The organism is Streptomyces sp. NPDC058985, assembly GCF_042740985.1.
GTDB lineage: Bacteria > Actinomycetota > Actinomycetes > Streptomycetales > Streptomycetaceae > Streptomyces.
In genome coordinates this window covers 254818-279170 of sequence record NZ_JBHYJX010000004.1, presented here as the reverse complement: position 1 = coordinate 279170, position 24353 = coordinate 254818, and the positions used below count along the sequence as shown (strand labels likewise).

At 73.9% G+C, this 24353-nt stretch carries 16 protein-coding genes; 6 read left to right on the top strand and 10 right to left on the bottom strand.

From position 1 onward, the window contains the following. Window positions 1–9: 9 nt before the first annotated feature. From ACFW01_RS05620 to ACFW01_RS05600, 5 genes are all read right to left on the bottom strand, one after another. Entirely contained in the window at window positions 10–2295 is a 2286-nt protein-coding gene (locus ACFW01_RS05620) for a hypothetical protein (RefSeq protein ID WP_384502447.1), read from the bottom strand. 1658 nt (window positions 2296–3953) lie between these two features. Continuing rightward, window positions 3954–4112 (bottom strand): DUF6760 family protein, encoded by a 159-nt coding sequence (locus ACFW01_RS05615; protein ID WP_185832758.1) that lies wholly within the window; start codon window positions 4110–4112, stop codon window positions 3954–3956. Then, window positions 4109–4621 (bottom strand): hypothetical protein, encoded by a 513-nt coding sequence (locus tag ACFW01_RS05610; RefSeq protein WP_234957037.1) that lies wholly within the window; start codon window positions 4619–4621, stop codon window positions 4109–4111. Before ACFW01_RS05610 ends, ACFW01_RS05615 begins: the two co-directional genes overlap by 4 nt. Then, window positions 4621–5067 (bottom strand): phage tail protein, encoded by a 447-nt coding sequence (locus ACFW01_RS05605; RefSeq protein WP_125495634.1) that lies wholly within the window; start codon window positions 5065–5067, stop codon window positions 4621–4623. Before ACFW01_RS05605 ends, ACFW01_RS05610 begins: the two co-directional genes overlap by 1 nt. Window positions 5068–5140: 73 nt before the next feature. Continuing rightward, window positions 5141–6745, bottom strand: a complete 1605-nt coding sequence (locus ACFW01_RS05600; RefSeq protein WP_384502446.1) for a phage tail sheath subtilisin-like domain-containing protein — start codon at window positions 6743–6745, stop codon at window positions 5141–5143. A gap of 320 nt (window positions 6746–7065) precedes the next feature. On the opposite strand from ACFW01_RS05600, the gene ACFW01_RS05595 reads away from it, so the two are divergent. The 5 genes from ACFW01_RS05595 to ACFW01_RS05575 all read left to right on the top strand — a co-directional run bounded on the left by ACFW01_RS05595 (window position 7066) and on the right by ACFW01_RS05575 (window position 14505). After that, a complete protein-coding gene (locus ACFW01_RS05595; RefSeq protein ID WP_384502445.1) occupies window positions 7066–9162 on the top strand; it encodes a hypothetical protein in 2097 nt (698 codons plus the stop codon). 112 nt (window positions 9163–9274) lie between these two features. Next, complete coding sequence (locus ACFW01_RS05590) at window positions 9275–9931, top strand: DUF4157 domain-containing protein (protein WP_234957040.1); 657 nt, start codon at window positions 9275–9277, stop codon at window positions 9929–9931. 90 nt (window positions 9932–10021) lie between these two features. After that, on the top strand, window positions 10022–11446 hold the full coding sequence (locus tag ACFW01_RS05585) for a hydrolase (RefSeq protein ID WP_384502444.1): 1425 nt from the start codon (window positions 10022–10024) through the stop codon (window positions 11444–11446). A 74-nt stretch (window positions 11447–11520) separates the two neighbouring features. Beyond that, window positions 11521–12945, top strand: coding sequence for a ricin-type beta-trefoil lectin domain protein (locus ACFW01_RS05580; protein WP_384502443.1), 1425 nt, complete (start codon window positions 11521–11523; stop codon window positions 12943–12945). Between the two features lie 99 nt (window positions 12946–13044). Beyond that, window positions 13045–14505: an RICIN domain-containing protein gene (locus tag ACFW01_RS05575; protein ID WP_384502442.1), complete on the top strand. Its 1461-nt coding sequence runs from the start codon at window positions 13045–13047 to the stop codon at window positions 14503–14505. A gap of 18 nt (window positions 14506–14523) precedes the next feature. On the opposite strand, the gene ACFW01_RS05570 is transcribed toward ACFW01_RS05575, so the two are convergent. The 3 genes from ACFW01_RS05570 to ACFW01_RS05560 form a co-directional block, all read right to left on the bottom strand. Further along, on the bottom strand, window positions 14524–16491 hold the full coding sequence (locus ACFW01_RS05570) for an ATP-binding protein (RefSeq protein ID WP_384502459.1): 1968 nt from the start codon (window positions 16489–16491) through the stop codon (window positions 14524–14526). Between the two features lie 74 nt (window positions 16492–16565). Next, window positions 16566–17279: a DUF4255 domain-containing protein gene (locus ACFW01_RS05565; RefSeq protein ID WP_234957042.1), complete on the bottom strand. Its 714-nt coding sequence runs from the start codon at window positions 17277–17279 to the stop codon at window positions 16566–16568. A 169-nt stretch (window positions 17280–17448) separates the two neighbouring features. Continuing rightward, entirely contained in the window at window positions 17449–18135 is a 687-nt protein-coding gene (locus tag ACFW01_RS05560) for a LuxR C-terminal-related transcriptional regulator (RefSeq protein WP_384502441.1), read from the bottom strand. Window positions 18136–18489: 354 nt separating this feature from the next. On the opposite strand from ACFW01_RS05560, the gene ACFW01_RS05555 reads away from it, so the two are divergent. Then, window positions 18490–21810: an AAA family ATPase gene (locus ACFW01_RS05555; protein ID WP_234957043.1), complete on the top strand. Its 3321-nt coding sequence runs from the start codon at window positions 18490–18492 to the stop codon at window positions 21808–21810. Between the two features lie 77 nt (window positions 21811–21887). Here ACFW01_RS05555 and ACFW01_RS05550 read toward each other — a convergent pair whose 3' ends face one another. Together ACFW01_RS05550 and ACFW01_RS05545 are read right to left on the bottom strand one after the other, a co-directional pair. Continuing rightward, window positions 21888–22769, bottom strand: a complete 882-nt coding sequence (locus ACFW01_RS05550) for an aminoglycoside phosphotransferase family protein (protein ID WP_234957044.1) — start codon at window positions 22767–22769, stop codon at window positions 21888–21890. A gap of 76 nt (window positions 22770–22845) precedes the next feature. Continuing rightward, window positions 22846–24348, bottom strand: coding sequence for an MFS transporter (locus ACFW01_RS05545; RefSeq protein ID WP_384502440.1), 1503 nt, complete (start codon window positions 24346–24348; stop codon window positions 22846–22848). Window positions 24349–24353 lie beyond the last annotated feature (5 nt).

The following is a 24353-nucleotide window of genomic DNA, read 5'->3' as shown; positions in this document are numbered from 1 at the left end:
GGTCGCGGGTCAGCGGGGGTCGCGCAGTCTGCCGATCCGTTCGCGGTCCATGCGCAGCTCCGTGCGGACGAGGCGGGTGACGCGGCCGATGATCCGGTTCACCAGCGCGTCGAGCTGGAACTCGGTGAGCTGGTTCGGGTCGAGCCCGCCCTCCGGGACGCTCGTGTATCCGGGCGGCGGCTCCGACGCCTCCGGACGCCGGGCGGAACCGGCCGACTGGGCGGGCTGGTCGTTCTGCGGGGCCTGGGGGCTGTAGGCCGGGGGCGGGTCGTCCGGCGGGGGCTGCTGTGACGATTCCTGGGCCCGGTTGAGCGGGAGGAGCGCGGTGTGCGCGGCCGCGGCGGCGAGGGCGCGGGTGGTGCGGCCCCGGCTGTGGCCGAAGAGGCGCTGCACGGGGGGAGCGGAGGTGGTGTCCGGGGCCGGGGCCGGGGCCGGCTGCGGGGCGGGCGGCTGCAGCGGGGTGGACGGGGCCGGCGGGGGAGGAGTCAGGGGCGCCACGGGGAGCGGCGTGGCGGTGGCGGTGGCCGCGGGCGCCGTGGGCCGGCGCAGCGGGACCGCCTTCGCGGGCGCGGGGCGGCCTGCCGCTGCGCGCTGGACGGTCGCGCCACCGGCGACGGGCAGCGACGGCGACGACGGCGACGACGGGGCGGGGGTTGCTGCCAGGGCCGGGGAGGGGGAGCCCGGGGAGGGAAGCGGGGACGCCGTGGTCGGGAAGGGCGTCGGCGTCGGCGTCGCGATGGTCGGCGCGGTCCCGGTCAGGGCCGGAGGGGGCGTGGTGACCGTCGGAGCGGTCGTTGTGACGGTGGGCGCGGTCGTCGTGGCGGTCGGCGCCGCGACCGGGGTGGCGGCTCGCTGGACCGGTGGGTCCGTACGGCCGCCGCTGAGCTGGGCGTTCGAGGCCGGTGTCGGAGCCGGGGTGATCGGTGTGGTGTCCGAGGGCGGCGTGGAGAGGGGCGCGCCGAGGGAGGAGCGACGCGGGACGGGGGCCGACGGAGCCGGGGCCGACGGGCCCTTGGCCGCAGGAGGCACGGGGGCCTGCGGGGCGGTGGACGGGAGCGCGGCCGGGCGTACGGCGTCGGCCGGCTTGGCCGTGGTGGGGGCGCCGAGACCCGGACGGCGCGTGGCGCTGCGCTGCACCGGGTGGGTGGTGGCCGGCGGCGGGGTCGTCCCGGGGCGGGTCGGGGGTACGGCGGCGGACGGGCCGGGCGATCCGGACGGGCCGATGGAACGCGTCGCGGACCGCCCGCCCGGGGCCGACTCGGTCGCCGGGTTCCCGGCGGGCGGCTGCGGCTGCGGTGTCTCCGCGGCGCGCTCCGTGGCGTGCTGCACCGGGGGCCGCGCCGTGGCGGACGGTATCGACGTGTTCGTGGCGCGCTGGACCGGGGGGACGGCCTGGGAAGGCTGGGCGGGCTGTGCGGACTGTGCGGCCTGCGGTGCCGTGGGGCTGCCGGGGGCCGCCGCGCTCCGCTGGACGGGAGGCTGCTGGGCGCCCGTCGGGGTGCCGGGCCGGGCGGAGGGCTCGGGCTGCCGGTTCGCGGGTGAGGGCGTCGGGGACGGCCGCTGGGCAGCGGTGGGCCCGTCGCCGGTGCCTGTCGGTCGGGCGGCGGAGGGAGTTCCCGTACTGCCGCCGCTGGGGGCGGGGTTGACGGGGGCCACGGCACGCTGGACCGGCGGGGCGGGGGGCGCGGGTGCGGGGGTCACGGGGGAGGGCCGGGTGACGGCTCGCTGGACCGGGGTGCTGCTCGGCGCGGTGCGGTCGGGTGCCGACGGCTCGCGGTCGGTGGCGCCGGAGGGGCGGCCCTGCGGGGCGGTGCTCCGCTGGGCCGGGGTCCCGGGCGCCGTGCCGCCGCTCGTCGGGGTGGCTTCCGGCGAGGGGGACGCTGTGGGCGTGGGCGTGGGCGTCGGGGCGGTCGCGCCGCCGGTCGCGCCGCGGTCGGTGCGGGAACCGGCGGAGGTGGACGTGGCCGGGGGCACCGCTCGCTGCACCGGGAGGTCGCCCGCGCCGCTCGGTGCGCTGCCGGACCGGGGTACGGCCCGCTGCACCGGCGTGTGCGGCGCCGCCTCGGCGCCGGGGGCGGACGGGGCGTCACCGCCCGGACGGGAAGCGCCGGAACCGGAGTTGGCGCGGGCGGGTGCCTCGGCGCGGGGGTGCTGCTCGGGCACCGCCCGCTGTACGGGGGAACCGGTCGTCGGGGGCTCCGGTGCGGCGGCGGACCGGCGCTCACCGGGGTCGGCGGCCCCGGCTCCGCGGGCGGGGTCGGGACGGGTGGCCGGTGCCGGGCCGGATCGCTCCACGGCCCGCTGGACCGGCGCACCGGATGCCGTGCCGCCCCCGGACGGCGAGGTGGTGCCTTGGACCGGAGTGGGCGGGGTGCCGGCCGGTGTGCCCGTGCCCGTCGCGGGTGCGGGCCGGTTCGGCCGGGGTGACGCGGCCCGTTGGACGGGCGTACCGCTCTCCGTGCCGCCGCCGGACGGCGAGGAGGCTCCCTGAGCCGAAGAGGCCGGAGAGGCCGGCCGGGTGGTGGCCGGTGCCGTCGGTGTCCCGGTCGGCGCGGCCTTGCCCGTCGCGGGTGTGGGCCGGTTCGGCCCAGGTGACGCGGCCCGCTGGACCGGCGTACCGGAGGAGGCACCGCCGGCCGGGGCGGGGGAGGCCGGACCGCCCGAGGCCCGCGTCGCACGCTGTACCGGAGGTGCGGGCGGGCGGCCCGGCATACCGGATGCCGCGCTGTCGCCGGACGGCGAAGAGGAGCCGCGCACCGGGGCGTTGGAGGCCGGGGCGCCGCCGGAAGAGGCAGGCGGACGGGGAACCGACCGCTGGACGGGCGGGCCGGCCGGGGAGTCGGCGGCGGCCGGGCCCTGCTGCTGCGGGCGCACGGCGCGTTGCACCGGGGGTTCCGGGGGTTCCGGGGGCGCCACGGGCGGTGTGGCCGCGACGTCGCCGCCGGAATCGCCGGAGTCGGGGGCCGGAGCGACGGGCCCGGCCGGTGCCGAGCCGGGTTCCGCTCGGTCGTCGGCACTCGACGAGGGCGCCGTTCCGGAGGACTTCGGCGGGGCGTCGGAGGTCCGGCGGGTCGAGGGCAGGGCGCGGCGCTGCACGGCCGGCGATCCGGACGGGGCCTTGGTCAGCGGTTGCCGCGGGCGGGGCGGCGCGGGCGGCACCGGTGTCACGCGGACACCACGGGCTGCCTGCGGCGAGGGGTTCACGGGTGCCGCAGACGACGAGGAAGACGCGGACCCGGTGGAGCGTGACCGCTGGACCGGCGTGGCCGGCATGGCCGGGGCGGCGGGCGCGGGCGACGACGGGGCCGGTCCACCGCCGCGCGCACTCGGCGTGGCGGGAGCCCCGCCCCTCGCCCCCGGCGGGGCCGACGGACCAGCGGACGCCCCCGCGCGCGCACCCGGCACGGCCGGACCGGCCGACCGCGTCCCCGGCGCCTGGACCGTGGAGGTCGTGGCAGTCGGGGCAGCCGTCGGCGCCGGGGTGTCCGCCGGGATCGCCCGCAGCGGGGCGACCGGCATCCGCTGCACCGGCGGTGCGGCGGACGGCGAGGCCAACGGCAGGGACTGCGCGGGGTGTTCCAGACCGGCCGCCGGGCGGGACGGCGTGCCGACCGCGCCGGACAGCATGCCGTCGCCCGACGCGGGGTCGAGGACCGCGGGGGACGGCGACCCCGTGAACGACGGGTTCTGCCACGTCGGAAGGCGGCCGCCGAAACCGGCGTCCGCCACTCCCGTACGTGCCGCACCCGTCGCCCGCTGGATCGGCGGCAGGCCCGTCCATGCGGCGACGGCCACGGGCGCGGGAGCGGGCGTGACACTTGCGCCCGTGCTGCTCCCGCCCGTGCCGCTCCCGCCCGAGGCCGTGCCCGGGTCGGTACCCGAGGGTTCGGGCGGAGGCGTGGTCCCGCCGACGCCGTCCCGACGGCCCCGCAGCCGGTCCAGGAATCCCACGATCAGCCCTCCGCCATGCCACGCGTCACGAGGGACGCGATCTGGTCCGTGTACCGGCGGCGGTCCTGGTGCTCCAGGTCCAGGATCGCCTCCAGGCCCCAGTGGAAGTGGTAGGCGACGTACGCGATCTCCTCATGCAGCCGGTCGGTCGCGTACGTCACGATTCCCCCAGGCGGCTCCCGCCGAGTTCCACCTCGAAGGGCTCCGAGCAGTGCGGGCACTCGACGGCCGCGCGGGTGTGCCCCTCCGCGTTGATCTGGCGGTAGAAGTCCTGGAGGAACGCCAGATCGGAGGCGAACATGTTCTCCACGATCCCGTCGTGCACCATCGACAGCGTGCCCAGCCGGGTGATGACCCGGCCGAGCAGCACCACCGACAGGTACGCCGGGTTCTCCTGCACCCGCACGTCGCGCAGCGGGATCAGCTCGTCCCGGGCCGTCGACAGGCGCATCACACCGTCCCGGTGGACCGTGCCCGACTCGTCGACGTACCCGCGCGGCAGCTCGAACGGGAACTCCGTGCGCAACTGCTGCCGGGGCGCCGTCGCGGCCGGTGGCTCCGCGGGTGCGGCGGCGGGAGCCGAACGGGGGAAGTCCGCTCCCGCCGCCGCGGTCTGAGGGGCCTCGGGGGCCGCGGGGGCCGCAGGCGCCCCGCCGGCCGCACGCCGCATTATTCGACGACCAGTTCTTCGAACACGATGGTGACCGTCTCGGTCAGCGCGGAGGTGTCGCCCGCCTTCACCGTGCTCGCGTCGATCTTGCTGCACCAGGCGTTGCGGAGGTTGTACCGCTTCACCGGGTTGTCCTCGTAGTCCATGAGGATGATGGAGGCGTTCTTGCGCGCCGTGCTCATCCGGCCGTTCATGGAGTCGTTGATCCACTGGTTGAACGACGAGGACTGGGTCATACCGCGCACGACGGTGCACTGCCCGTCCTTCTTGTTGCCCGGCAGCACGGCCGTCTCCGCCTTGCCGGTGGCGCTGTTGTTCTGCGGGTACTTGATGACGTCCTGTTCCTGCGAGAGGCCGCTGACCTCGGCGAGGTACTCGACCATCACTCCGTCGATCTGGAGGCCGAAGTTGTTCGCTGTGAGGGAGTCACCCGGCATGAGTGCCATTGGTTCGCTGTCCTTCTAGGTGTCTGAGTGAAAGGAAGAGGCGGGCGGTGCGGAGGGGCTCGGGACGCGGGTCCTACTCCTCCAGCTCACCGCTGCCGCTGGAGAACTGCGCCAGCCGGAAGATCACGAACTCGGCGGGCTTGACCGGCGCGATGCCGATCTCGCAGATGACCCGGCCGAGGTCGACCGACTCCGGCGGGTTGGTCTCCTCGTCGCACTTGACGTAGTAGGCCTCTGCCGGGCTCTGGCCGAAGAGGGCGCCGCTGCGCCACTCGTTGACCAGGAACGCGGACACGTTGCGGCGGATGCGGGCCCAGAGGTTGTGGTCGTTCGGCTCGAACACCACCCACTGGGTGCCGATCAGGATCGACTCCTCCAGGTAGTTGAAGTACCGGCGGATGTTCAGGTAGCGCCACGCCGGGTCGGAGGAGAGGGTGCGCGCACCCCAGACGCGGATGCCGCGGCCGGGGAAGGAGCGGATGCAGTTGACGCCGATCGGGTTGAGCAGGTCCTGCTCGCCGCGGGTGATCTGCAGCTCCAGGTCGACGGCGCCGCGCACGACCTCGTTGGCGGGGGCCTTGTGCACGCCGCGCTCGGAGTCGTTGCGGGCCCAGATGCCGGCGACGTGGCCGCTCGGCGGCACCAGGCGGGACTGGCCGGTCGCCGGGTCGAAGGACTTGATCCAGGGGTAGTACAGGGCGGCGTACTTGGAGTCGTAGCCGGCCGTCTCCTGGCGCCAGACGCGGATCTGACGGGCGTTCTGGCCGGGCGGCGGGTCGATGATGGCGACGCGGTCGCCCATCAGCTCGCAGTGGGCTATGAGTCCGAGCTGGACGGCCTTGACGGACTCCAGGTCGATCGCGCCACGCTGGTAGGCGGCCATCAGGTCGGGCACCGCGACCATGGAGATCTCGTCGATGGCCTCCAGACCACCGAAGCCGGTGCGGTCCGAGGAGTCGCCGAGGTACTGGGCCGGGCCGGGGTGCGCGCTCTCGGCCTGCTCGACCGGACCGGCCGGGGCGGCGGACGGCGGCGCGGGCAGCGTCAGGGTCTGGTTCTCCGGACGGGCCAGCTGCGCGGACGGCGCGGCCTCGGTCACGGTGATGAGCTTGGAGCGCTCCTTGACCTGGGTGACGACGTAGGAGCGGTTGCCCTTCTTGGCGCTCACGTCGAAGGTCTCGACGGCCTTCTCGCCGTCCTTGACGATCAGCTTGAAGCGCTCGGCGGGGCCCTCGCCCTCGGGGTCGGCGACCTCGACGGTCAGCGGGCCGGTCTGGCCCTCACCGGTGGCGGTCACGGCGAACGTGCCGAGCTGCTTGGGCTCGGCGGCGGGCAGCGCGGCCTTGGCGGCGCTGCCGGTGACGGCGGCGGGGGCGGCGGAGCCGTCCGTGACGTCGCCGGCCGCGTCCTCGGCCGAACCGCCGACGCGGACGACGTAGGCGGCGGAACCGCCGTTGTTGAAGAACCCGTAGACGGAGTGCGCGAGGTAGTACCCGCCGGTGAAGTCACCGAACGCCGCGACGTACTGCGTCCAGTTGGTCACCAGCGTGGGCTCGTTCAGCGGGCCGGTCGGGGCGAGACCGACGAAGGCCGCCACCGAGGTGCCCACCCCCTCGATCGGGCGCGAGCCGCTGGCCACCTCCTCGACGTAGACGCCGGGCGACAGGTAGGACGGCATGCTCTGCTCTCCTCGGGGTACGAGACAGGACGCCCCCCAGCTTCACGCGCGCGTTGCCGCCGTCGAAACGTCCTGGGGGGCCGGTCCAGGGGCATGCCGGCTGCCCCCTCTCGTGCCCCTTGGGGCAGAGTCGTCGCCCTTCTCTGTGGAATGCGGCCATTTTTGCTTCAACATCTTGTGTTGAGTGTCAGTTCGCCAGGATGTCAGCTCAGGTTCACGAGGAGGAGTTGTCCGTGCCGGACCGCTTGCACGAAACGCAGACCCCTCGCACGGACACGGCTTCTCCCGCTCGGCGCCTGCCTCGGCAGACGCAGCCTTCCATGGCCTCTCTGCAGGCCCAAGCGGGTAACAGGGCCGTGGCCGAGGTGGTCCAGCGCGCGGGCGGCGCGGACCTGCTGACCGGCCGCGCCCGGTCGAACTCCGCTCCGGCCGACCTGCGCGGTGCCGCCGCCTCACGGGAGCTGGCCGAACAGGAGGAGCAGCGTCGCCGGGTGGGAGCGGTGAGCGTGGAGGCGGCCGCGGCGGGTCGCCGGCGGCCGGAGGTGGCGGCCGAGCGGCGCCGACGGGTGGGGGCGGTGGCGGCGGAGGCGGCGGCTGAGGGCCGTCGGCGGGAGGAAGTGACGGAGGCGCACCGGCAGGTGGGCGCGGAGGCGGCCGCGGCGGGTCGCCGGCGGCCTGAGGCGGCGGCCGAGCGGCGCCGGCGGACGGCGGCGAGGATGAACGCGGTCGCGGCGGAGCACCAGCGGGCGCAGGAGGCCGCGCGCCGTCGGCAGGGGACGGGGACGGAGGTGGAACCGGCCCCGCCGGAGCCGGTGGTGGAGCCGGCCCCGCCGGAGCCGGTGGTGGCCGAGACGGAGCAGGTGGTGGCCCCCGCCGAGCAGGTCGTGGCCCCTGCCGAGCAGGTCGTGGCCGAAGAGGCGCCGGTGACCGAAGAGGCGCAGGTCGCGGCCGAAGAGGAACGGGCCGCGGCGGAGGAGGAGCGGGAGGCGGCCGAGGAACAGCGCGGCCAGGAGGAAGTGGAGCAGCGCCGACGCGGGCTGCGGCGGCGCCTGGCCGCCATCCGGGCCAAGCTCGGACAGGTCAACGAGAAGGTCGACCAGCTCCTCGGCACCGAGGCCAAGGCCGACAAGTCCAAGAAGGTCCTCGACACACCGGACACCATGGCCACCCGCGTCAACGCGCCGACCGAAGCGGGCGTGCGGACGCAGGCGAAGGCCACGTCGGACACCGGCGACATGCAGACCACCGCGGTCATGGGACAGGTCGGCAGCGGCATCAACTTCGTCACCGACGCCCTGGGAGTCATCAACGACCTGCGCACCCTGAACACCGCGCGCAAGAGCCGCCACGACACCGGCCCGGCCTCCCACAAGGCCAGGAAGGACATGAAGGGGAAGCCGCTCGGCGTGGCGTCGAGCGGCAGCATGGTCGTCGGCGACCTCAGCAGCATGGCCAACGCCGCGGTGAAGAACTCCGGCAACCTGAACGGGGTGACCGCCCTCGGTGAGCTGACCGGCGGTGCCACCGTGGCCTTCTCCATGATCGCGGTGCTCCGGGAGATCCCCGCGGTCTGGAAGACGTACACCAAGAAGAGCCGGCTCAAGGCCCTCGACCTGGAAGCCCCGGACGCGGCGCCGAAGGCGGCGGGGATGCTCCAGGACGTACTCGACCAGCTGGGCCGGGCGCAGGCGCGGCTGGGCGAGGCGACAGCTGAGCAGGCGCAGGGGAACGAACCGGAGATCGACGAGTTCGCGGCCGCGGTCGCCAGCCTCAACAGCCGGCTGCAGGCCGAGATCGTCGAGCTGCGCCAGTACGCCCGCCACAAGCAGCACACCAAACTGGCCAAGCGCGTCGCCAACCTGGGCGGCAACTCGGTGCGTACCGCCGCCGGCGGGCTGGCGATCGCGGCCGCCGCCGGGGCGGTCACTGGTCCGGCGGCACCCGCCGTGGCCGGTGTGGCGGCGGCCTTCCTGCTCGGCAACGGCCTCTACAAGGGGGCCAGGGCGGGCTCCAACCGCTATGTCGAGGCCCGGCATCCCGACCGGTGGGCCCGGCCCACGTTGGCGCAGGACGAGAACGAGGCGGAGCGGACGGAGGGGGCCGGGGCGGCAGGCGCCCAGGGCGTCCGACGGCGCGACGCCGTCGCGGAGTTCTTCAAGGTGACCAAGTCCGTCAAGCAGGGCGAGCGCCACCACATGGCGCAGAAGCTCTACGCGCTCGCCGCCGGACCGGACGTCCGCGTGGGCAGGGACGTTCCGGAGGACATCCGCCGGTCGGCGCGCGCCCTGCTCGTGGTCCTCAAGGCGGGCCCGGACCAGCACCACCAGTCGGAGGAGGAGTGGACGGCCTCGCTCAACGACCCGGCGCAGCAGGGAGCCTGGGAGAAGGAGATCACCAATCAGCTCTCCTCGGCCTGATCGGACGCCTGCCCTCAAGCCTGCCCTCACGGCCGTTGCGCCGGGCGGCCGGTCCGGGTAGACCTGCGAGAGTCCCGTCCTGTGCCGAGCCACCATCTGCCGAGGGAGCGTTGTGCGCGCACACGAGAACCAGGCCGACCAGCGGACCGGTGAGAAGAGCCCGGCCCGCCGCGCCTCCCCGCTCGGCACCACGGCCGACCGGATGCTGACCCTCCAGAACCAGGCCGGGAACGCGGCGGTGAGCAGTGTCGTCCAGCGCCGCTTCGACCCGGAGCAGCATCAGCACGGCGCCGGCTGCGGGCACGACGGGATCGACGACAGAAGCCCGGAGGGCCAGAGCCAGCTCCTGGCCGCCGCCAAGGAAACGCCCTCCTCGTCGCTCCCCGGGTCGTTTCTCGCCAAGGCGACGTCGTTCTACCAGAACCCGAAAATCGCCGACGGCCGCGTTCACGCGGACCCGATCGCTCAGCGCGCGACGGCGGCCATGGGCGCCGAGGCCATGACGATCGGCATGGACGTGTACCTCGGCCCGTCCGCCATCGGCAACGAGGGGATCCTCGCCCACGAGGCCAGCCACCTCGACAAGAACAGCAGGGGCATCACGGAAACGGGAGTCAGCAACGGCGCCGGCCCCTCCCACACGGACCCCGGGCAGGACTCCGAGGTCGCGGCGGTGCGCGACAGCGATGCCTTCGAGTCCGGGGTCGACGTCGCCCCGTCCGTCGTCGCCCAGCGGTCCGCTGCCGAACACGCCGAGGATGCGGACTAGTCCCGGCCCTTCGCCGAACGGCCCGTCAGGGCAACGTGCAATGCCCTGAAGGCCCCTGACAGCCCGCCGTCCAATTCGTACGTTTACGTCGTGAGCCTGTGGACTTCGCTGGAGCCCGCGTCCGCGACTGTGGACCCCGGCAGCAGTACGCGTGTGCGGTTGCGAGTGCGCAATACCGGTGACGTGGTGGACGAGTATCGGTTCGAGCCGGTCGGGGATGTGTCGCCCTGGACGACGGTGGAGCCGCAGACGTTGCGTCTGTATCCGGGGACGACGGGGACGGTGGAGCTGACGTTCGCTCCGCCCCGTACCTCTGACGCGGTGGCGGGACCCAATCCCTACGCGGTGCGGATTACGCCGACGGAGCATCCTGACGCGGTGACGGTTCCTGAGGGGAATCTGACGATCACGGCGTTCACCGAGGTGCGTGCGGAGTTGGTGCCGCCGACGGTGAAGGGCCGGTTCCGGGGCCGGCCGCGGCTGGCGGTGGACAATCTCGGTAATACGAAGGTGACGGCGTCGGTCGCGGGGAGCGACAACGGGGATCATCTGTCGTACGAGATCCGTCCGGGGAATGTGCAGATCGAGCCGGGTCGTGCGGCGTTCGTGGAGACGACGTTGAAGCCGCGGGAGATCATCTGGTTTGGATCGAAGGAGGAGCGTCCCTACACCCTGTCCGTCAAACGGTCGGGGACGGATCCGACGGAGGTCGAGGGGACGTATGTGCAGCGTGGGTTCCTGCCGCGCTGGCTGGCGACGTTCTTCGGGATCTTCCTGGCGATCGCGATCGCGTTCGTGATGATCTGGATCGCGTACAAGCCGCAGGTCCGTACGAGTGCGACCGAGCAGACGGAGCAGGCCGGCGCCGCCCTCGCCCCCAGCCCCAGCGCGTCCCCGGAAACCCTGCCCAGCGCGGCTCCCCCGGCCCCCGCCGAGTCGCCCGCGGCACAGCCCGCCCAGCCCGACGCTAAGGACGACGACGGCGGAGGCGGCGGTGGTGGCGGTGGCGAGCCGTCCAAGAAGCCGACGAAGAAGGCCAAGCCACCGGTGCGTACCGCCGCCACGGCGGTGAAGGAGCTGGCCGAACGCAGCGAGGGCCGGCACATCTGCTACCGCGCCTACGTCGCGGACAAGGGCTGGCAGCAACCGGTGTGCGACGGCGCCGAGGCCGGCACCGTCGGCAAGAGCCTGCCGATCAAGGCACTCAACATTGCCGTGTCCGGCACGAAGGGCGTCTCCGGCAATGGCGCCCACGTCGTCGAGGGCTGGCTGACCGGGGACAAGTGGGCGAGCGCCGGCGACGGCGTCGACATGTACCTCGGCAGCACCAAGGAGGCGGTGTCCTCGCTGGAGGGGTTCACCCTCAAGACGACGGAGGGCACCGTCTGCCCGAACACCCATGTCAAGGACGTGGGCTGGCAGAAGCAGGGCTGCACCGAGGACGGGAACTGGCGGTACTTCGGCAGCCCGATGGACCAGCGGCACCAGCTGGAGGCGGTCCGCATCACCGTATGACGTCGTCGGCAAGGGCAAACCGGTTTGCCCTTGCGACTCCTGACGTCGCATCGGATCACACGTAGCGTCGCGGCGTGAGCCTTTGGACTTCCCTCGAGCCCGCGTCCGCCACCGTCGACCCCGGCAGCAGTACGCGTGTGCGGTTGCGAGTGCGCAATACCGGTGACGTGGTGGACGAGTATCGGTTCGAGCCGGTCGGGGATGTGTCGCCCTGGACGACGGTGGAGCCGCAGACGTTGCGTCTGTATCCGGGGACGACGGGGACGGTGGAGCTGACGTTCGCTCCGCCCCGTACCTCTGACGCGGTGGCGGGACCCAATCCCTACGCGGTGCGGATTACGCCGACGGAGCATCCGGATGCGGTGACGGTTCCTGAGGGGAATCTGACGATCACGGCGTTCACCGAGGTGCGTGCGGAGTTGGTGCCGCCGACGGTGAAGGGCCGGTTCCGGGGTCGGCCGCGGCTGGCGGTGGACAATCTCGGTAATACGAAGGTGACGGCGTCGGTCGCGGGGAGCGACAACGGGGATCATCTGTCGTACGAGATCCGTCCGGGGAATGTGCAGATCGAGCCGGGTCGTGCGGCGTTCGTGGAGACGACGTTGAAGCCGCGGGAGATCATCTGGTTCGGTTCGAAGGAGGAGCGTCCTTACACGCTGTCGGTGAAGCGGTCGGGGACGGATCCGACGGAGGTCGAGGGGACGTATGTGCAGCGTGGGTTCCTGCCGCGCTGGCTGGCCACGTTCTTCGGGATCTTCCTGGCCATCGCGATCGCGTTCGTGATGATCTGGATCGCGTACAAGCCGCAGGTCCGTACGAGTGCGACCGAGCAGACGGAGCAGGCCGGCGCCGCCCTCGCCCCCAGCCCCAGCGCCACCCCCGAGACCCTGCCCAGCGCGGCCGAATCGCCCGCCGCGGAGCCCGAGCCGCAGGTCTCCGAGAAGGACGAGAACGAGGACGGCGGTGGTGGCGGTGGCGGGGGAGGCGGCGAGTCCAAGCAGCCGCCGAAGCCGAAGCCCGTCGTGCCCGCCATGAACGTGATGCTGTGGAACGCCACCACCAAGATGTGCGCCGACATCCCCGGGCGGGAGAAGGGCCAGATCAACGGGATCGTCCAGCAGGCCAACTGCCACGAAGAGGGCGACAACCAGTACTGGAACCTCGAAGTGAAGTACAAGAAGGGCGGCCCGGGCGGGACCGCGCTCTTCCAGATCCGCAACGTCACCGACAAGCTCTGCATGGACCTGGGCGAGTACGACGGCCGTCCCGTCGGAACCGGCATCGGTGAGTTCCACTGCGACGGCACCACGGCGGACAACCAGCTCTGGTACATCCAGAAGCAGAAGAGCGGCGACTACTGGATCCGCAACTTCGCCAGCAACGGCAAGTGCCTGAACGTGAAGGGCCAGCGCGGCGGCACCGAGACCCCGCTCAACATCGCCGAGTGCACCAACACCGACGACCAGGAGTGGAAGATCGTCCACCCCAGCAAGGACTGACGGCGGGGGCCGGGAGGCCGTCGCATCAAGTACCTCGGGGCACGCACCACTGCCCCGAGGTCCGCTGACGCCCCGTGAGATCGCCTCTAGCCTCGCCACGTGAGCCTGTGGACTTCGCTGGAGCCCGCGTCCGCGACTGTGGACCCCGGCAGCAGTACGCGTGTGCGCCTGAGGGTGCGTAATACCGGTGACGTCGTCGATGAGTATCGGTTCGAGCCGGTCGGGGATGTGTCGCCCTGGACGACGGTGGAGCCGCAGACGTTGCGTCTGTATCCGGGGACGACGGGGACGGTGGAGCTGACGTTCGCTCCGCCGCGGACGTCGGATGCGGTGGCGGGGCCGAATCCGTATGCGGTGCGGATTACGCCGACGGAGCATCCGGATGCGGTGACGGTTCCTGAGGGGAATCTGACGATCACGGCGTTCACCGAGGTGCGTGCGGAGTTGGTGCCGCCGACGGTGAAGGGCCGGTTCCGGGGCCGGCCGCGGCTGGCGGTGGACAATCTCGGTAATACGAAGGTGACGGCGTCGGTCGCGGGGAGCGACAACGGGGATCATCTGTCGTACGAGATCCGTCCGGGGAATGTGCAGATCGAGCCGGGTCGTGCGGCGTTCGTGGAGACGACGCTGAAGCCGCGGGAGATCATCTGGTTCGGTTCGAAGGAGGAGCGTCCCTACACCCTGTCCGTCAAACGGTCGGGGACGGATCCGACGGAGGTCGAGGGGACGTATGTGCAGCGTGGGTTCCTGCCGCGCTGGCTGGCCACGTTCTTCGGGATCTTCCTGGCGATCGCGATCGCGTTCGTGATGATCTGGATCGCGTACAAGCCGCAGGTCCGTACGAGTGCGACGGAGCAGACGGAGCAGGCCGGCGCCGCCCTCGCCCCCAGCCCCAGCGCGTCCCCGGAAACCCTGCCCAGCCAGGCCGAATCGCCCGCCGCCGCCGAGCAGCCGCAGCCCCAGCAGCCGGTCACCCAGGAGCCGAAGGACGACGGCGGGGGCAAGGGCGACGGCGACGGCGACAAGGGCGGCGAGTCCAAGGCGCCCGAGAAGCCCAAGAAACCGGCCGTGAAGCCGCTGGTGCCCGCCAAGAACGTCATGCTGCGCAACGCCACCACCAAGATGTGCGCCGAACTCCCCGGCCGCGAGAAGGGCGAGCTGAACGGCCGGGTCCAGCAGTCGGACTGCAACGAGGTCGGCGACAACCAGATCTGGGACCTCGAAGTGAAGTACCCGAAGGGCGGACCCAACGGGGCGCCCCTCTTCCAGATCGTGAACGTCAAGGACCGGCTCTGCATGGACCTGGCGGGCTACGGCGCCGCGCCCGTCACCACGGACATCACCGAGTTCACCTGCGACGGCACGCAGGCGGACAACCAGCTCTGGTGGGCCGACAAGCAGGAGAGCGGGGACTACTGGATCCGCAACTTCGCCAGCAACAACAAGTGCCTGGACGTGAGCGGCTTCAGCACCGGCGAGGCGTGGGAGAAGCTGACGCTCTACCACTGCAGCAACAGCGACGACCAGGAATGGAAGATCATCAAGCTGACGAAGAAGTGACGGACCGGGAGGGCGGGATCACCAGTCGCCTTCCCCCGGGACCAGCCGGCCGGCCTTGCGGTACTCGCGGCGGGCGCCCTCCAGGAGGTCGTCCGCCGTCACCGTTCCCCCGCGCCCTGCGGCCAGATAGGCGGCGGTGACGACCGCGCTGCGGATCGAACCGCCCGCCAGCTCGAAGTCCCGGGCGAGGTCCGCCGGGTCGATGCCGTCGACGGACGGGACGTGGGAGAGGCCGTGCCGCCACAGCGCCAGGCGCTGGTCGACGTCCGGGAACGGGAAGTCGACCACCAGGTCCAGGCGCCGGGTGAACGCCTCGTCGATGTTGGCGCGCAGGTTGGTGGTGAGCAGGGCGATGCCGTCGAAGGACTCCAGCCGCTGGAGCAGGTAGGCGCTCTCCATGTTGGCGTACTTGTCGTGCGCGTCCTTGACCTCGGAGCGCTTGCCGAAGACGGCGTCGGCCTCGTCGAAGAGCAGTACGGCGTCGGTGCGGTCGGCCTCCGTGAAGATCCGTTCGAGGTTCTTCTCGGTCTCGCCGACGTACTTGTCCACGACCGACGACAGCTGGACCACGTAGAGGTCGAGGCCCAGGTCGGCCGCGACCACCTCCGCCGACAGGGTCTTGCCGGTGCCGGACTCGCCGGCGAACAGGCCGAGCACGCCCCGGCCTCGTCCGCCGCCCGCGCTGAGCCGCCATTCCCCGAGGACCTGGTCGCGGTGGCGGGCGCGCAGGGCGAGTTCGCGCAGCTGGGTGAGGGGCTTGTCGGGCAGGACCAGGTCGGTCCAGTCCACGTCGGGCCGGATCCGCCGGGCATGGCTCTCCAGGCCGGAGGCGGACTGCCGGCGGGCGGCGAGCCGGACGTGCTCGGCGGTGAGCGCGGTGCCGTCGAAGGCGGCGAGGGAGCGGGCGGTGAGCGCGGCCCGCTGGATGCGGTCGCCGCCGAGCCGGTACGGGGCGACGGCGGTGGCCAGGTCGAACCCGTCGGCGTCGGCGCCCAGCGCGGCCCGCCAGGCGGCCGCGCCCCCGGCCCGGCGGCCCGGGGCATCCAGGACCAGCGGGTCGGCCGGGGACCACTGCGGGTCGTAGGGGCGGGGGTCGGTCATCAGCACGGTGACGTCCGTCGCCGCGGTCAGCTCCCGCACCAGCGGCCCCGGCTTCTCGGGCAGACCCGACACCACGACCGCCCGGCCGCTGAGGCGGGCCTCGCGCAGCAGCTCGGGGACGTGGTTCTCGGGCGAGGAGCAGCGCAGCGCGTCGGTCTTGGCGGCCTCCAGCACCGAGGCCAGGGCGGCCAGGCCGTCGCCCTCGCGCGGTTCGCGCAGGTAGGCGGTGAGCGGGCCGTCGTGCAGCCGGGCGGCGAGGCGGCTCACGAAGTCGTCGTTTCCGGCGGCCGTCGAGGGCAGCGGCCGCGGCATCGGCTGCTCCAGGCCGAGCAGCGCGGCGTCGGGGGTGTCGTCGCCCAGCAGGTGGCCGATCAGGCGGTCGGGTACCCGCAGCGAACGGGTGAGGAAGGGCCGCTCGGGCTCCTCCACCTCCAGCAGGCCCAGGGCGCACAGCGGTGCCGAGGCGTGGAAGCGGGCGCGGGCCGCGGGCAGGTGCGCGGGCACGCCGCACAGTTCGAGGGCGAGGCTCACGGTGGCGCGGCGGCGGCTCACGTCGTTGTTGAGGTAGCCGTAGAGCGGCTCGAAGGTGCGGTCGACGTCGGGTGCCAGGGCGATGAGCAGCACCGAGCTGTCCAGTTCGGTCAGCCTGGTGCGCCCGGCCAGCCACGCCAGCCGGTCCCCGGGGCCCGTCGGACCGCCCACGGCGACCGGGTCGCCGGCCCCGGGTTCCTCGCCGGCCGGCCAGGTGCGCAGCAGGTGCTGGACGGCCTCGTCCGACAGGTAGAGGCCGCGCAGCGGGTCGTCGGCCGTCGGGTCGGCGGGGGCGCGGTGCTCGACCAGCGCGGCCACCCGGTCCCGCAGCGCGGCCAGACGGACCGTCAGCATCTCGGCGGGGTGGTCGTACGGGTCGGTCGCGGAGCCGGTACGGGCGGTCTCCGGGGCGTCGGTGCGAGGGACGTTCATCGCCTGCCCGTACGGGTGTCCGCCGGGTCCTTGCGGTCCAGGGCGTCCTTGTGTCCCAGGGCCTCCTTGCGGGCGGCGCGGGCCGCGGCCACCTGGTGCGGCCGGTGGGAGCGCCCGGTGGACATCGGCGGGTCGCCGTCGATGCCGCCGACCAGGACCGTCGCGCCCTCGGTGACCGGGGGCCCGGCGTCGTACTCGGGGAACGCCGGGAACGGCACGGTCACCACCAGGTCGAGGGAGGGCTTCAGTTCGCCGCCCAGGGCGGACCAGATCTCGGCGAGGGAGCGGGACTCGGTCTGCACGCCGGCCACCGTCAGCGGCACCGACAGGTCGAGCGCGGCCAGGGACGGGGGGAGTTCACCGGGCGCCAGCAGCTCGCGCGGCAGCAGGGTCGCCAGTACGGCGGACAGCAGCCGGTGTTCGTCCTGCGGGGTCTTCGTCCAGGCCGTCACCAGGTACGACAGCTTGAACCAGCGCGGCGGGCGGCGCCGCCGCACCACGATGTTCCGGTCGTCGTGGACGGGCATCTTCCCGCTCTGGCGCCGGGCCGTGTCCTCCCGGATGTCGTACAGATACGCGTTGACCACGGGGCCGTTGCGCCGGGCCGCCCAGTCACGGGTGGGCGCCTCGAAGGCCACGTCGATGCCCGAGCCGGCCAACGCCCCACTTTTGATGAGGCCCTTGAGGACCTCGTCCACCTCGTGGATCACGCCAGCACTCCCGCCCTGCCCGTACTTGAGTCCGGCCGGCCCTGCCGCGGCCGTCCCTCACCGATCGTGTCCCCGCCGCCGTCCCGCCCGCAGGCGCGTCGGGGACGACGGCGGGGCAGGGCGTTCTGCCCGCGCGGCCCCGAGGGTCCGCTCTCGATTGCCCGTTCGGTCAGATGTAGCCTTCCCGGAGGGCATAGGCCACGGCGTGCGCGCGGTTGCGCAGGTGCAGTCGCGTGGTGAGTCCGTGCATGACGTTCTTGACGGTCCGTTCGGAGTAGGACAACTTGCCTGCGATCTCTCCGGTGTCGAGACCCTCGGCGACCAGACGCAGGACGTCCACCTCACGGGGTGCGAGGCCCAGCGAGGGGGCGCCCGGTCGGCCCGCCGCGCCCCGGTGCAGCGTGCCCACCTGGCTGATGAGCCGGCCGAGCAGGTCCGCGGGCAGGTCTCCGTCGCCGCGCGCCGCGGCCAGCACCGCCTGCACCAGCCGGTGCGCGGTGGCCTCGTGCCGCCAGACGATGGCGCCGACGCCGCACTCGACGACGTCGAGCAGTTCGCTCTCGCGGATCGCGCCGACCACGAGCACGGCACGCGCGCCCTCGCTGCGCACGATCCGGCGCAGCCGGGTGAGCGCCGCCTCGTCCAGCGTGTCCTCGATGAGCAGGGCCACCGTGCCCGGCCCCGAGCCCTCGCGCAGGTCGATCTCCGGATGCCGCCGCAGCTGGCTGACCGCGCCCTCGCGGCTGATCGGATCCGGAGCGGTCACCGCCACCGGCACGCGCCGGTCGGTGACGCCGACGGCTCCACCGGAGCCGCGGGTGGTCGTGGTGATGGTGGTCCGGGGTGAGTTGAGCAACCGTTTCCCCCCTGTTCACGAGCCCGTTACGCGGCGCAGGCCGGTAGCGGATGAGCGTGTTCCACACTTCTGTGACAAGTGGGACTCCGCAATCGTGGAGCACCACGAGGCACACCACGAGACCAGCGCGACCAGCACCACGAACCACCGACACCAGGGCGTTTCAGCAGGTCACAAGGGTGCACGCAAGGGTGCGTGGGCCCGTGGGGGTGGCCGCGGACCACCGTGAGCCCCGACACAGCCACCGCCGGGTCCGGGAACGCGACGCGGCGATATCGGCGAGTTCATGCCACCCCTCAGCCCGTTCAGACGTCTCACACACCGGGGGAGCACCATCCACCACAGGAGGCACCGATGACCGGACCGCTGCGCGAACGTGATGACGCCCACGCGCTGCTCGCGGCCGAGATCGAGCGCGCGCGGGCCGGCACCGGCCGCCTCGTCCTGCTGCGTGGTGCGAGCGGCACCGGCCGCACCGCCGTCCTGGAGACCGCCGCCCGGCACGCCGCCGACCGCGGCCTGCGGGTGCTGCGCGTGCGGTGCTCGCCCGAGGACACCGCGGTGCCCTTCTCCGCTGTCCTCCATCTCCTCGGCCCGGTACCCGAGTTCGCCGACGTGGCGCCCGGGGACGACGACCGGGGCAGCGCGGCCCGGCTGTGGCGGCTGCTGCGCTCCTACGCCGAGGAGGGACCGCTGCTGGTCGCCGTGGACGACGTCCACCTCGCCGACGAGCCCTCGCGGCGCTGGCTGGCGGAGGCGGGCCGGCACGTCGACCGATTACCGCTCCTGCTGGTCGCCACCGAGCGCAGCCAGTACGACATCGAACCGCGGCCCGCCGGACTCACCCAGGCGCTGTCGCCCTCCCTCGTGCGCACCCACACCCTCGCCCCGCTCAGTGACGCGGCGGCGGCCGAACTGGTCCGCGCCGCCTTCCCCGGCGCCTCGGCACGGTGGACGGCGGACTGCGTACGGGCCGGTGCGGGCAGCCCGTTGCTGCTGCACGCCCTGCTGGACGACCTGGGCGGCACCCGGCACCCCGAGGGCCTGCCGCGGGTGCCCGAGACGTCCGCGGAGCTGTACCCGGGGTCCTATCCGGCGGCCGTCTCCTGGTGGCTGAAGAGCGCGGGCCCCGCGACGGCCGACGTCGCCCGCAGCCTCGCGGCCCTGGAACAGGCCTGGCCCCCGGGCCGGCCGTCGCGCCGGGCCGAGCTTCGCCATGCCCGCGACCAGCCGGCCGCACGGACGCCCACGGGGCACGCGGAGCCGGAGCACGACCGGCCCGCCGAGTACGGGGACGGCGGCCCGTACCCGCAGCCCGTGCGGTACGCCCGGACCGAGACCCGGCGGGCGGCCTGCGCGGACCCCGGCCCCTCCCTGGCCCTCGACCCCCTCATCACGGATCCGGCCCCCCTCACCACCGCCCCCGGTCCGCACACCGGCGCCTGGCCCGGCGGTGCCGGCCGTGCCGGGCGGGGGCCGTACGGGGAGACGACGGTGCCCGCGCAGCGCGGCGCGGTCGTCGGGCACCCGGCGCACGGGCCGTACCCGCGGCCCGGCCGCGACGTGCCGGGGATGGAGGGCGGTTCGTCGTACGCACTCCACGACGCGTACGAAGCGTTCCCGGGGGACACGCCCGCCTCTCGTCACGGCCCTGACGACCCGTCCGCTCAGGCTCGGCACCGCACGCCCGGCCGTTGGCGTACGCCCACTGCCCCGGAGGGGCCCGCGGGCGCGGCCGGCGCCGGAGACCCCGTCGACGTGCTCGCCGAGGCCGCCGGGGCCGACCCCGCGCGGGTCGCCGGCTGGCTCGCCGCCATGACGCGGCTCGGTCTGCTGCGCGACGACGCGGGCGGCCGCCCCCGCTTCGCCCACCCGCTGCTGCGCGACGCCGTGCTCACCGGCTGGCCGCGGCCCCGCCGGGAGGCCGTGCACCGGGCGGCGGCGGAGGCCATGCTGCGCCGGGGCGACCGGGTCGAGGCGGTCGCCCGGCACCTGCTGCGCACCCCGGTCGTCGGCCTGCCCTGGGCGCTGCGGGTGCTGCGGGACGCCGTGACGGTCGCCGTGCACGACGGCCGCCCGGACGACGCCGTCGCCTACCTGCGCCGGGCCCTGGACGAGCGGTTGACCGACGACCTCCGCCAGCGGCTGCTGACCGAACTGGGCTCCCTGGAGTACGCCTCCGCCGACACCCCCGCCGCCATCGCCCGCCTCGCCGAGGCCCAGCACCTGCCGGCCGAGCCCCGCAACCGGGTGCGTACGGCGGTCGCCCTCGGCACCGCCCTGGCCGGCCGCGGCGAGATCCGTACCGCCATGGAGGTGCTGCGCCGCACGGAGGGCCGGCTCTCCGGCCACCCCGGCCTGGCCCGCACCGTGCAGACCGCCACCGCGATGCTGTCCGACGAGGACCTGGCGACCCGGCAGGAGGTGTACCGCTGGCTGTCCGAGACCGGCCGGCACTCCCCGGAGCTGGTGGGCACCGCCGGACAGGCCCTGCTGGTGCGGTACGCGGCGACGGCCGCGCTGATCTCCGCCGAGGAGGCCATGGTCCGGGTGCGGGACCTGCTCGCGCAGCCCACCGACCCGCTCGCCGAGCCCTTCCTGCTGGGCACCGCCGCCGCGGTCGCCCAGTGGGCCGACGAACTCGACGAGGCGGACCGGCTGGTGGAACGCGGCCTGGCCGGACAGCACCCCGCCCTGCTGCACCCGATGCAGCACGCGATCCTCAACACCCGCGCCGACATCGCCGCCGCCCGCGGCGACCTGGCCCGGCTGCTCGCCACCGACCCAGGACGCGCCAACGGCCCCACCAACCGGGACGCGCACGCCCTGATGGCCCTCGTCCACACCGGCCGCATCGACGAGGCGCTGCGCTACGCCGACCGCTTCGAGCTGCGCGAGGTGCCCGAGAACTGGGAGTTGAACCGCTACCTGTACGCGCGGGGAGTGCTGCGCGCCGCCGCCGGCGACCCGGCGGGCGCGCTGCACGACTTCCTGGAGTGCGGGCGGCGCCAGTCGGCCCGCGAGGTGGTCAGCCCGGTCGTGACCCCGTGGCGGACGGCGGTCGCGGAGTGCCGGCTGGCCCTGGGCGGCGGCCCGGAGGCGCTGGCCCTGGCGACGGAGGAACTGCGGCTCGCCCGGGTGTGGAACACCCCGCGCACCGTGGGCCGCGCGCTGAGAGTGCTGGGCACCGCGACCGGCGGGCGCCGGGGTCTGGAGCTGGCCGAGGAGGCCGTACGGACCCTGCGGGACGCGCCCGCCGACACCGACATGGAGCTGATACCGGCCCTCCTCGCCCAGGGCCGCCAGCTGATCGCGGCCGGGGAACGCGGCCGTGCCCGCACCCTGCTGCGCGAGGCGGCCGAACTCGCCGAACGCAAGGGCGCCCTGCGCTGGCTCACCCTGGCCGGACAGGCCCTGCGCGAGGGCGGCGCCCGGGGCTCCGTCGCGTCCCACACCGGCGCCGGGTCGCTGACCGGCAGCGAGCGCCGGATCGCCGAACTGGCCGCCGACGGCCGCACGAACACCGAGATCGCCGAGTTGCTGCACCTGGCCCGGCGCACCGTCGAGACCCATCTGACCAGCACCTACCGCAAACTGCGGATTCGGCGCAGGACCGAGCTGCCGGCCGCGCTGGACCGGGAACGCGGACGCGACCGGCCCCGGGCGCAGGGCTGAGGGGCCGGCCGCCGCCGGTTCACGGGTCCCGGGCTGGCCGTCGCCGGTTCACGGGTCCCGGGTCGGCCCCCGCCGGCTCACAGGTCCCGCAGCAGCCGCCCGATCTCCAGCTGTTCGGCCTCCAGCGGGTCGCCGTCCTCGACGTTCCACAGGCAGTTCTGGAGGACGCGGGCGAGGGACCAGGCGCGGGCCCGCCGCCGGTCGAGGCCGAGGACGTCGGTCATCGCGTCGAAGCGCCACCGCGTCTCGGCCGGGTCGTAGCGGTTGTCCAGGGCGGGCAGCAGGTCGAACCCGGGGTCGCCGGCCAGCGGCTTGGGGTCGATGGCCAGCCAGGGGGCGCGTGCGGAGGCCAGGACGTTCTCGAAGTGCAGGTCCCAGTGGAGCAGGCGGTCGCCGGGCTCGTCGGCGACCTCGCGCAGGGCGGCGGCACAGTCGGCGACCAGTCTCCGGTCCGCCGGGTCCGGGATGGCGCCCAGGGTCCCGGGCGTCCGCTCCAGCATGGTCCGCGCGATGTCACCGAGACCGCGCACGCCGGGCGGCGCGGGGGTCGCGGTGAGGTGGGCGAGGAGCCGGGCGATGACGAGAACGGCCGCGCGGGAGTCCTCGACGTGGCTGAGCATGCGGCCCGCGTCCAGCCGCTCCAGGAGCATGGTGCCGGTGGCCGGGTCGTGGTCGAGCAGCCGGACCGCTCCGTCCCCGTCCCACGCCCGCAGCGCGAGGGGCTCGCCCTCGGTCTCCGCGTCGAGGAGCTGGAGCTTCAGCACGGCCGGGACGCCGTCGCGGCGCACGACCGGCAGCACCAGCGCCGCCCAGCCGTGCATCGAGGGCCCGTCCAGCCGCAGCTCCCACCGCCGCAGGAAGGAGGCGGCCAGCTCCGGCAGTGCGTCGACGAAGGCGCGCCCCGCCGCTCCGTTGTACTTCGCCTGCGAGGCCGCGAGTCCGTCCGGAACGTCGATCACGGGCGACGACGCTACCTGGGCGCGGTGCCGCGGTCACCTGGATATCGGGGGCCTCGGCGGGGGCGGGGGCTGCCTCTCAGGCCACCGGCTCCGGCACCGGGTCGTCGGCCGGGGCGTCGTGTCTCGGGGCCTTGGCCGTCACCATCAGGCCCGCGACCAGTGCGGCCAGCAGCATGATGCCGGCGGCCACCCAGATGGCGACCGTGTAGCCGTGGACGATGCCCTCCCGGACGACCTGTTCCCGCGGCGTGGGGCCGGTGAGGCGGGAGGCGATGTAGGAGGCGCTGGTGCCGGTCGCGATGGTGTTGAGCAGCGCGGTGCCGATCGAGCCGCCGATCTGCTGCGAGGTGTTGACGGTCGCCGAGGTCACGCCGGAGTCCCGCGGGGCGACCCCGGCGGTGGCGGTGGAGAAGACCGGCATGAAGGTCAGGCCCATGCCGAGCCCCATCAGGATCAGCGCGGGCAGGATCTCGGACGCGTAGGAGGAGTCCACGGTCATCTGCGTGAGGATCACCATGCCGCCGCAGGCGAGGAGCATGCCCGGCACCATCAGCATGCGCGGGCCCACGCGCGGCAGCAGCCGGGCGGAGATCTGGGTGGAGCCCGTGAGGATCGAGGCGGTCATCGGCAGGAAGGCCAGGCCGGTCATGAGGGGAGAGAAGGCGAGGATGACCTGGAGGTAGTAGGTCATGAAGAGGAACATCCCGAACATGCCGATGACGGCCAGCATCATCGTCAGCATGCAGCCGGCCCGGTTGCGGTCGCGGATGATGTGCAGGGGCAGCAGCGGCACCGGAGCGCGGGTCTGCCACCACACGAAGGCGGCCAGGAGCACGACCGCCGCGGCGAACAGGGCCAGCACCAGCGGGTCGCTCCAGCCCCGGGGCTGCGCCTCGCCGAAGCCGTAGACGAGGGCGACCAGGCCGCCGCAGCCGAGGAGCACGCCGGGGACGTCGAGGCGGGCGCCGCCGTGGCCGGGACGGTCGCGCAGCAGGGTGTAGGCGCCGATGACGGCGGCGACGGCGAAGGGGATGTTGACGTACAGGCACCAGCGCCAGTTCAGGTACTCCGTGAGCACGCCGCCGACGATGAACCCGGCTGCGGCGCCGCTCGCGGCCAGCGTGCCGTAGATGCCGAAGGCCCTCGCCCGTTCCCGCGGGTCGCTGAACGTGGTGCTCAGCAGGGAGAGCGCGGACGGCGCGAGGAGCGCGGCGAACACGCCCTGGAGGGCGCGGGCGCCGAAGAGCATCGCCGGGGTGGTGGCGGCACCGCCGATCGCCGAGGCGGCGGCGAAGCCGATCAGCCCGATGACGAAGGTCCGTCTTCGCCCCACCAGGTCGGCGACCCGCCCGCCGAGCAGCAGCAGGCCGCCGAAGGCGAGGGTGTAGGCGGTGATCACCCACTGGCGGTTGCCGTCGGACATGCCCAGGTCGCGCTGCGCGGACGGCAGCGCGATGTTCACGATGGTCGCGTCCAGTACGACCATCAGCTGGGCCAGGGCGATCACCACCAGCCCCCACCAGCGGCGGGGATCGGCATCCGTGGGCGCGGCCGGCTCACCTGACCAGGTGCCACTCATCTGGC

Excerpts from the sequence above, each read along its gene's own strand:
- ACFW01_RS05610 (WP_234957037.1), bottom strand. The coding sequence starts at position 4,621 with ATGCGGCGTGCGGCCGGCGGGGCGCCTGCGGCCCCCGCGGCCCCCGAG.
- ACFW01_RS05605 (WP_125495634.1), bottom strand. The coding sequence starts at position 5,067 with ATGGCACTCATGCCGGGTGACTCCCTCACAGCGAACAACTTCGGCCTC.
- ACFW01_RS05600 (WP_384502446.1), bottom strand. The coding sequence starts at position 6,745 with ATGCCGTCCTACCTGTCGCCCGGCGTCTACGTCGAGGAGGTGGCCAGC.
- ACFW01_RS05595 (WP_384502445.1), top strand. The coding sequence starts at position 7,066 with ATGGCCTCTCTGCAGGCCCAAGCGGGTAACAGGGCCGTGGCCGAGGTG.
- ACFW01_RS05570 (WP_384502459.1), bottom strand. The coding sequence starts at position 16,491 with ATGCTGACGGTCCGTCTGGCCGCGCTGCGGGACCGGGTGGCCGCGCTG.
- ACFW01_RS05555 (WP_234957043.1), top strand. The coding sequence starts at position 18,490 with ATGACCGGACCGCTGCGCGAACGTGATGACGCCCACGCGCTGCTCGCG.
- ACFW01_RS05545 (WP_384502440.1), bottom strand. The coding sequence starts at position 24,348 with ATGAGTGGCACCTGGTCAGGTGAGCCGGCCGCGCCCACGGATGCCGAT.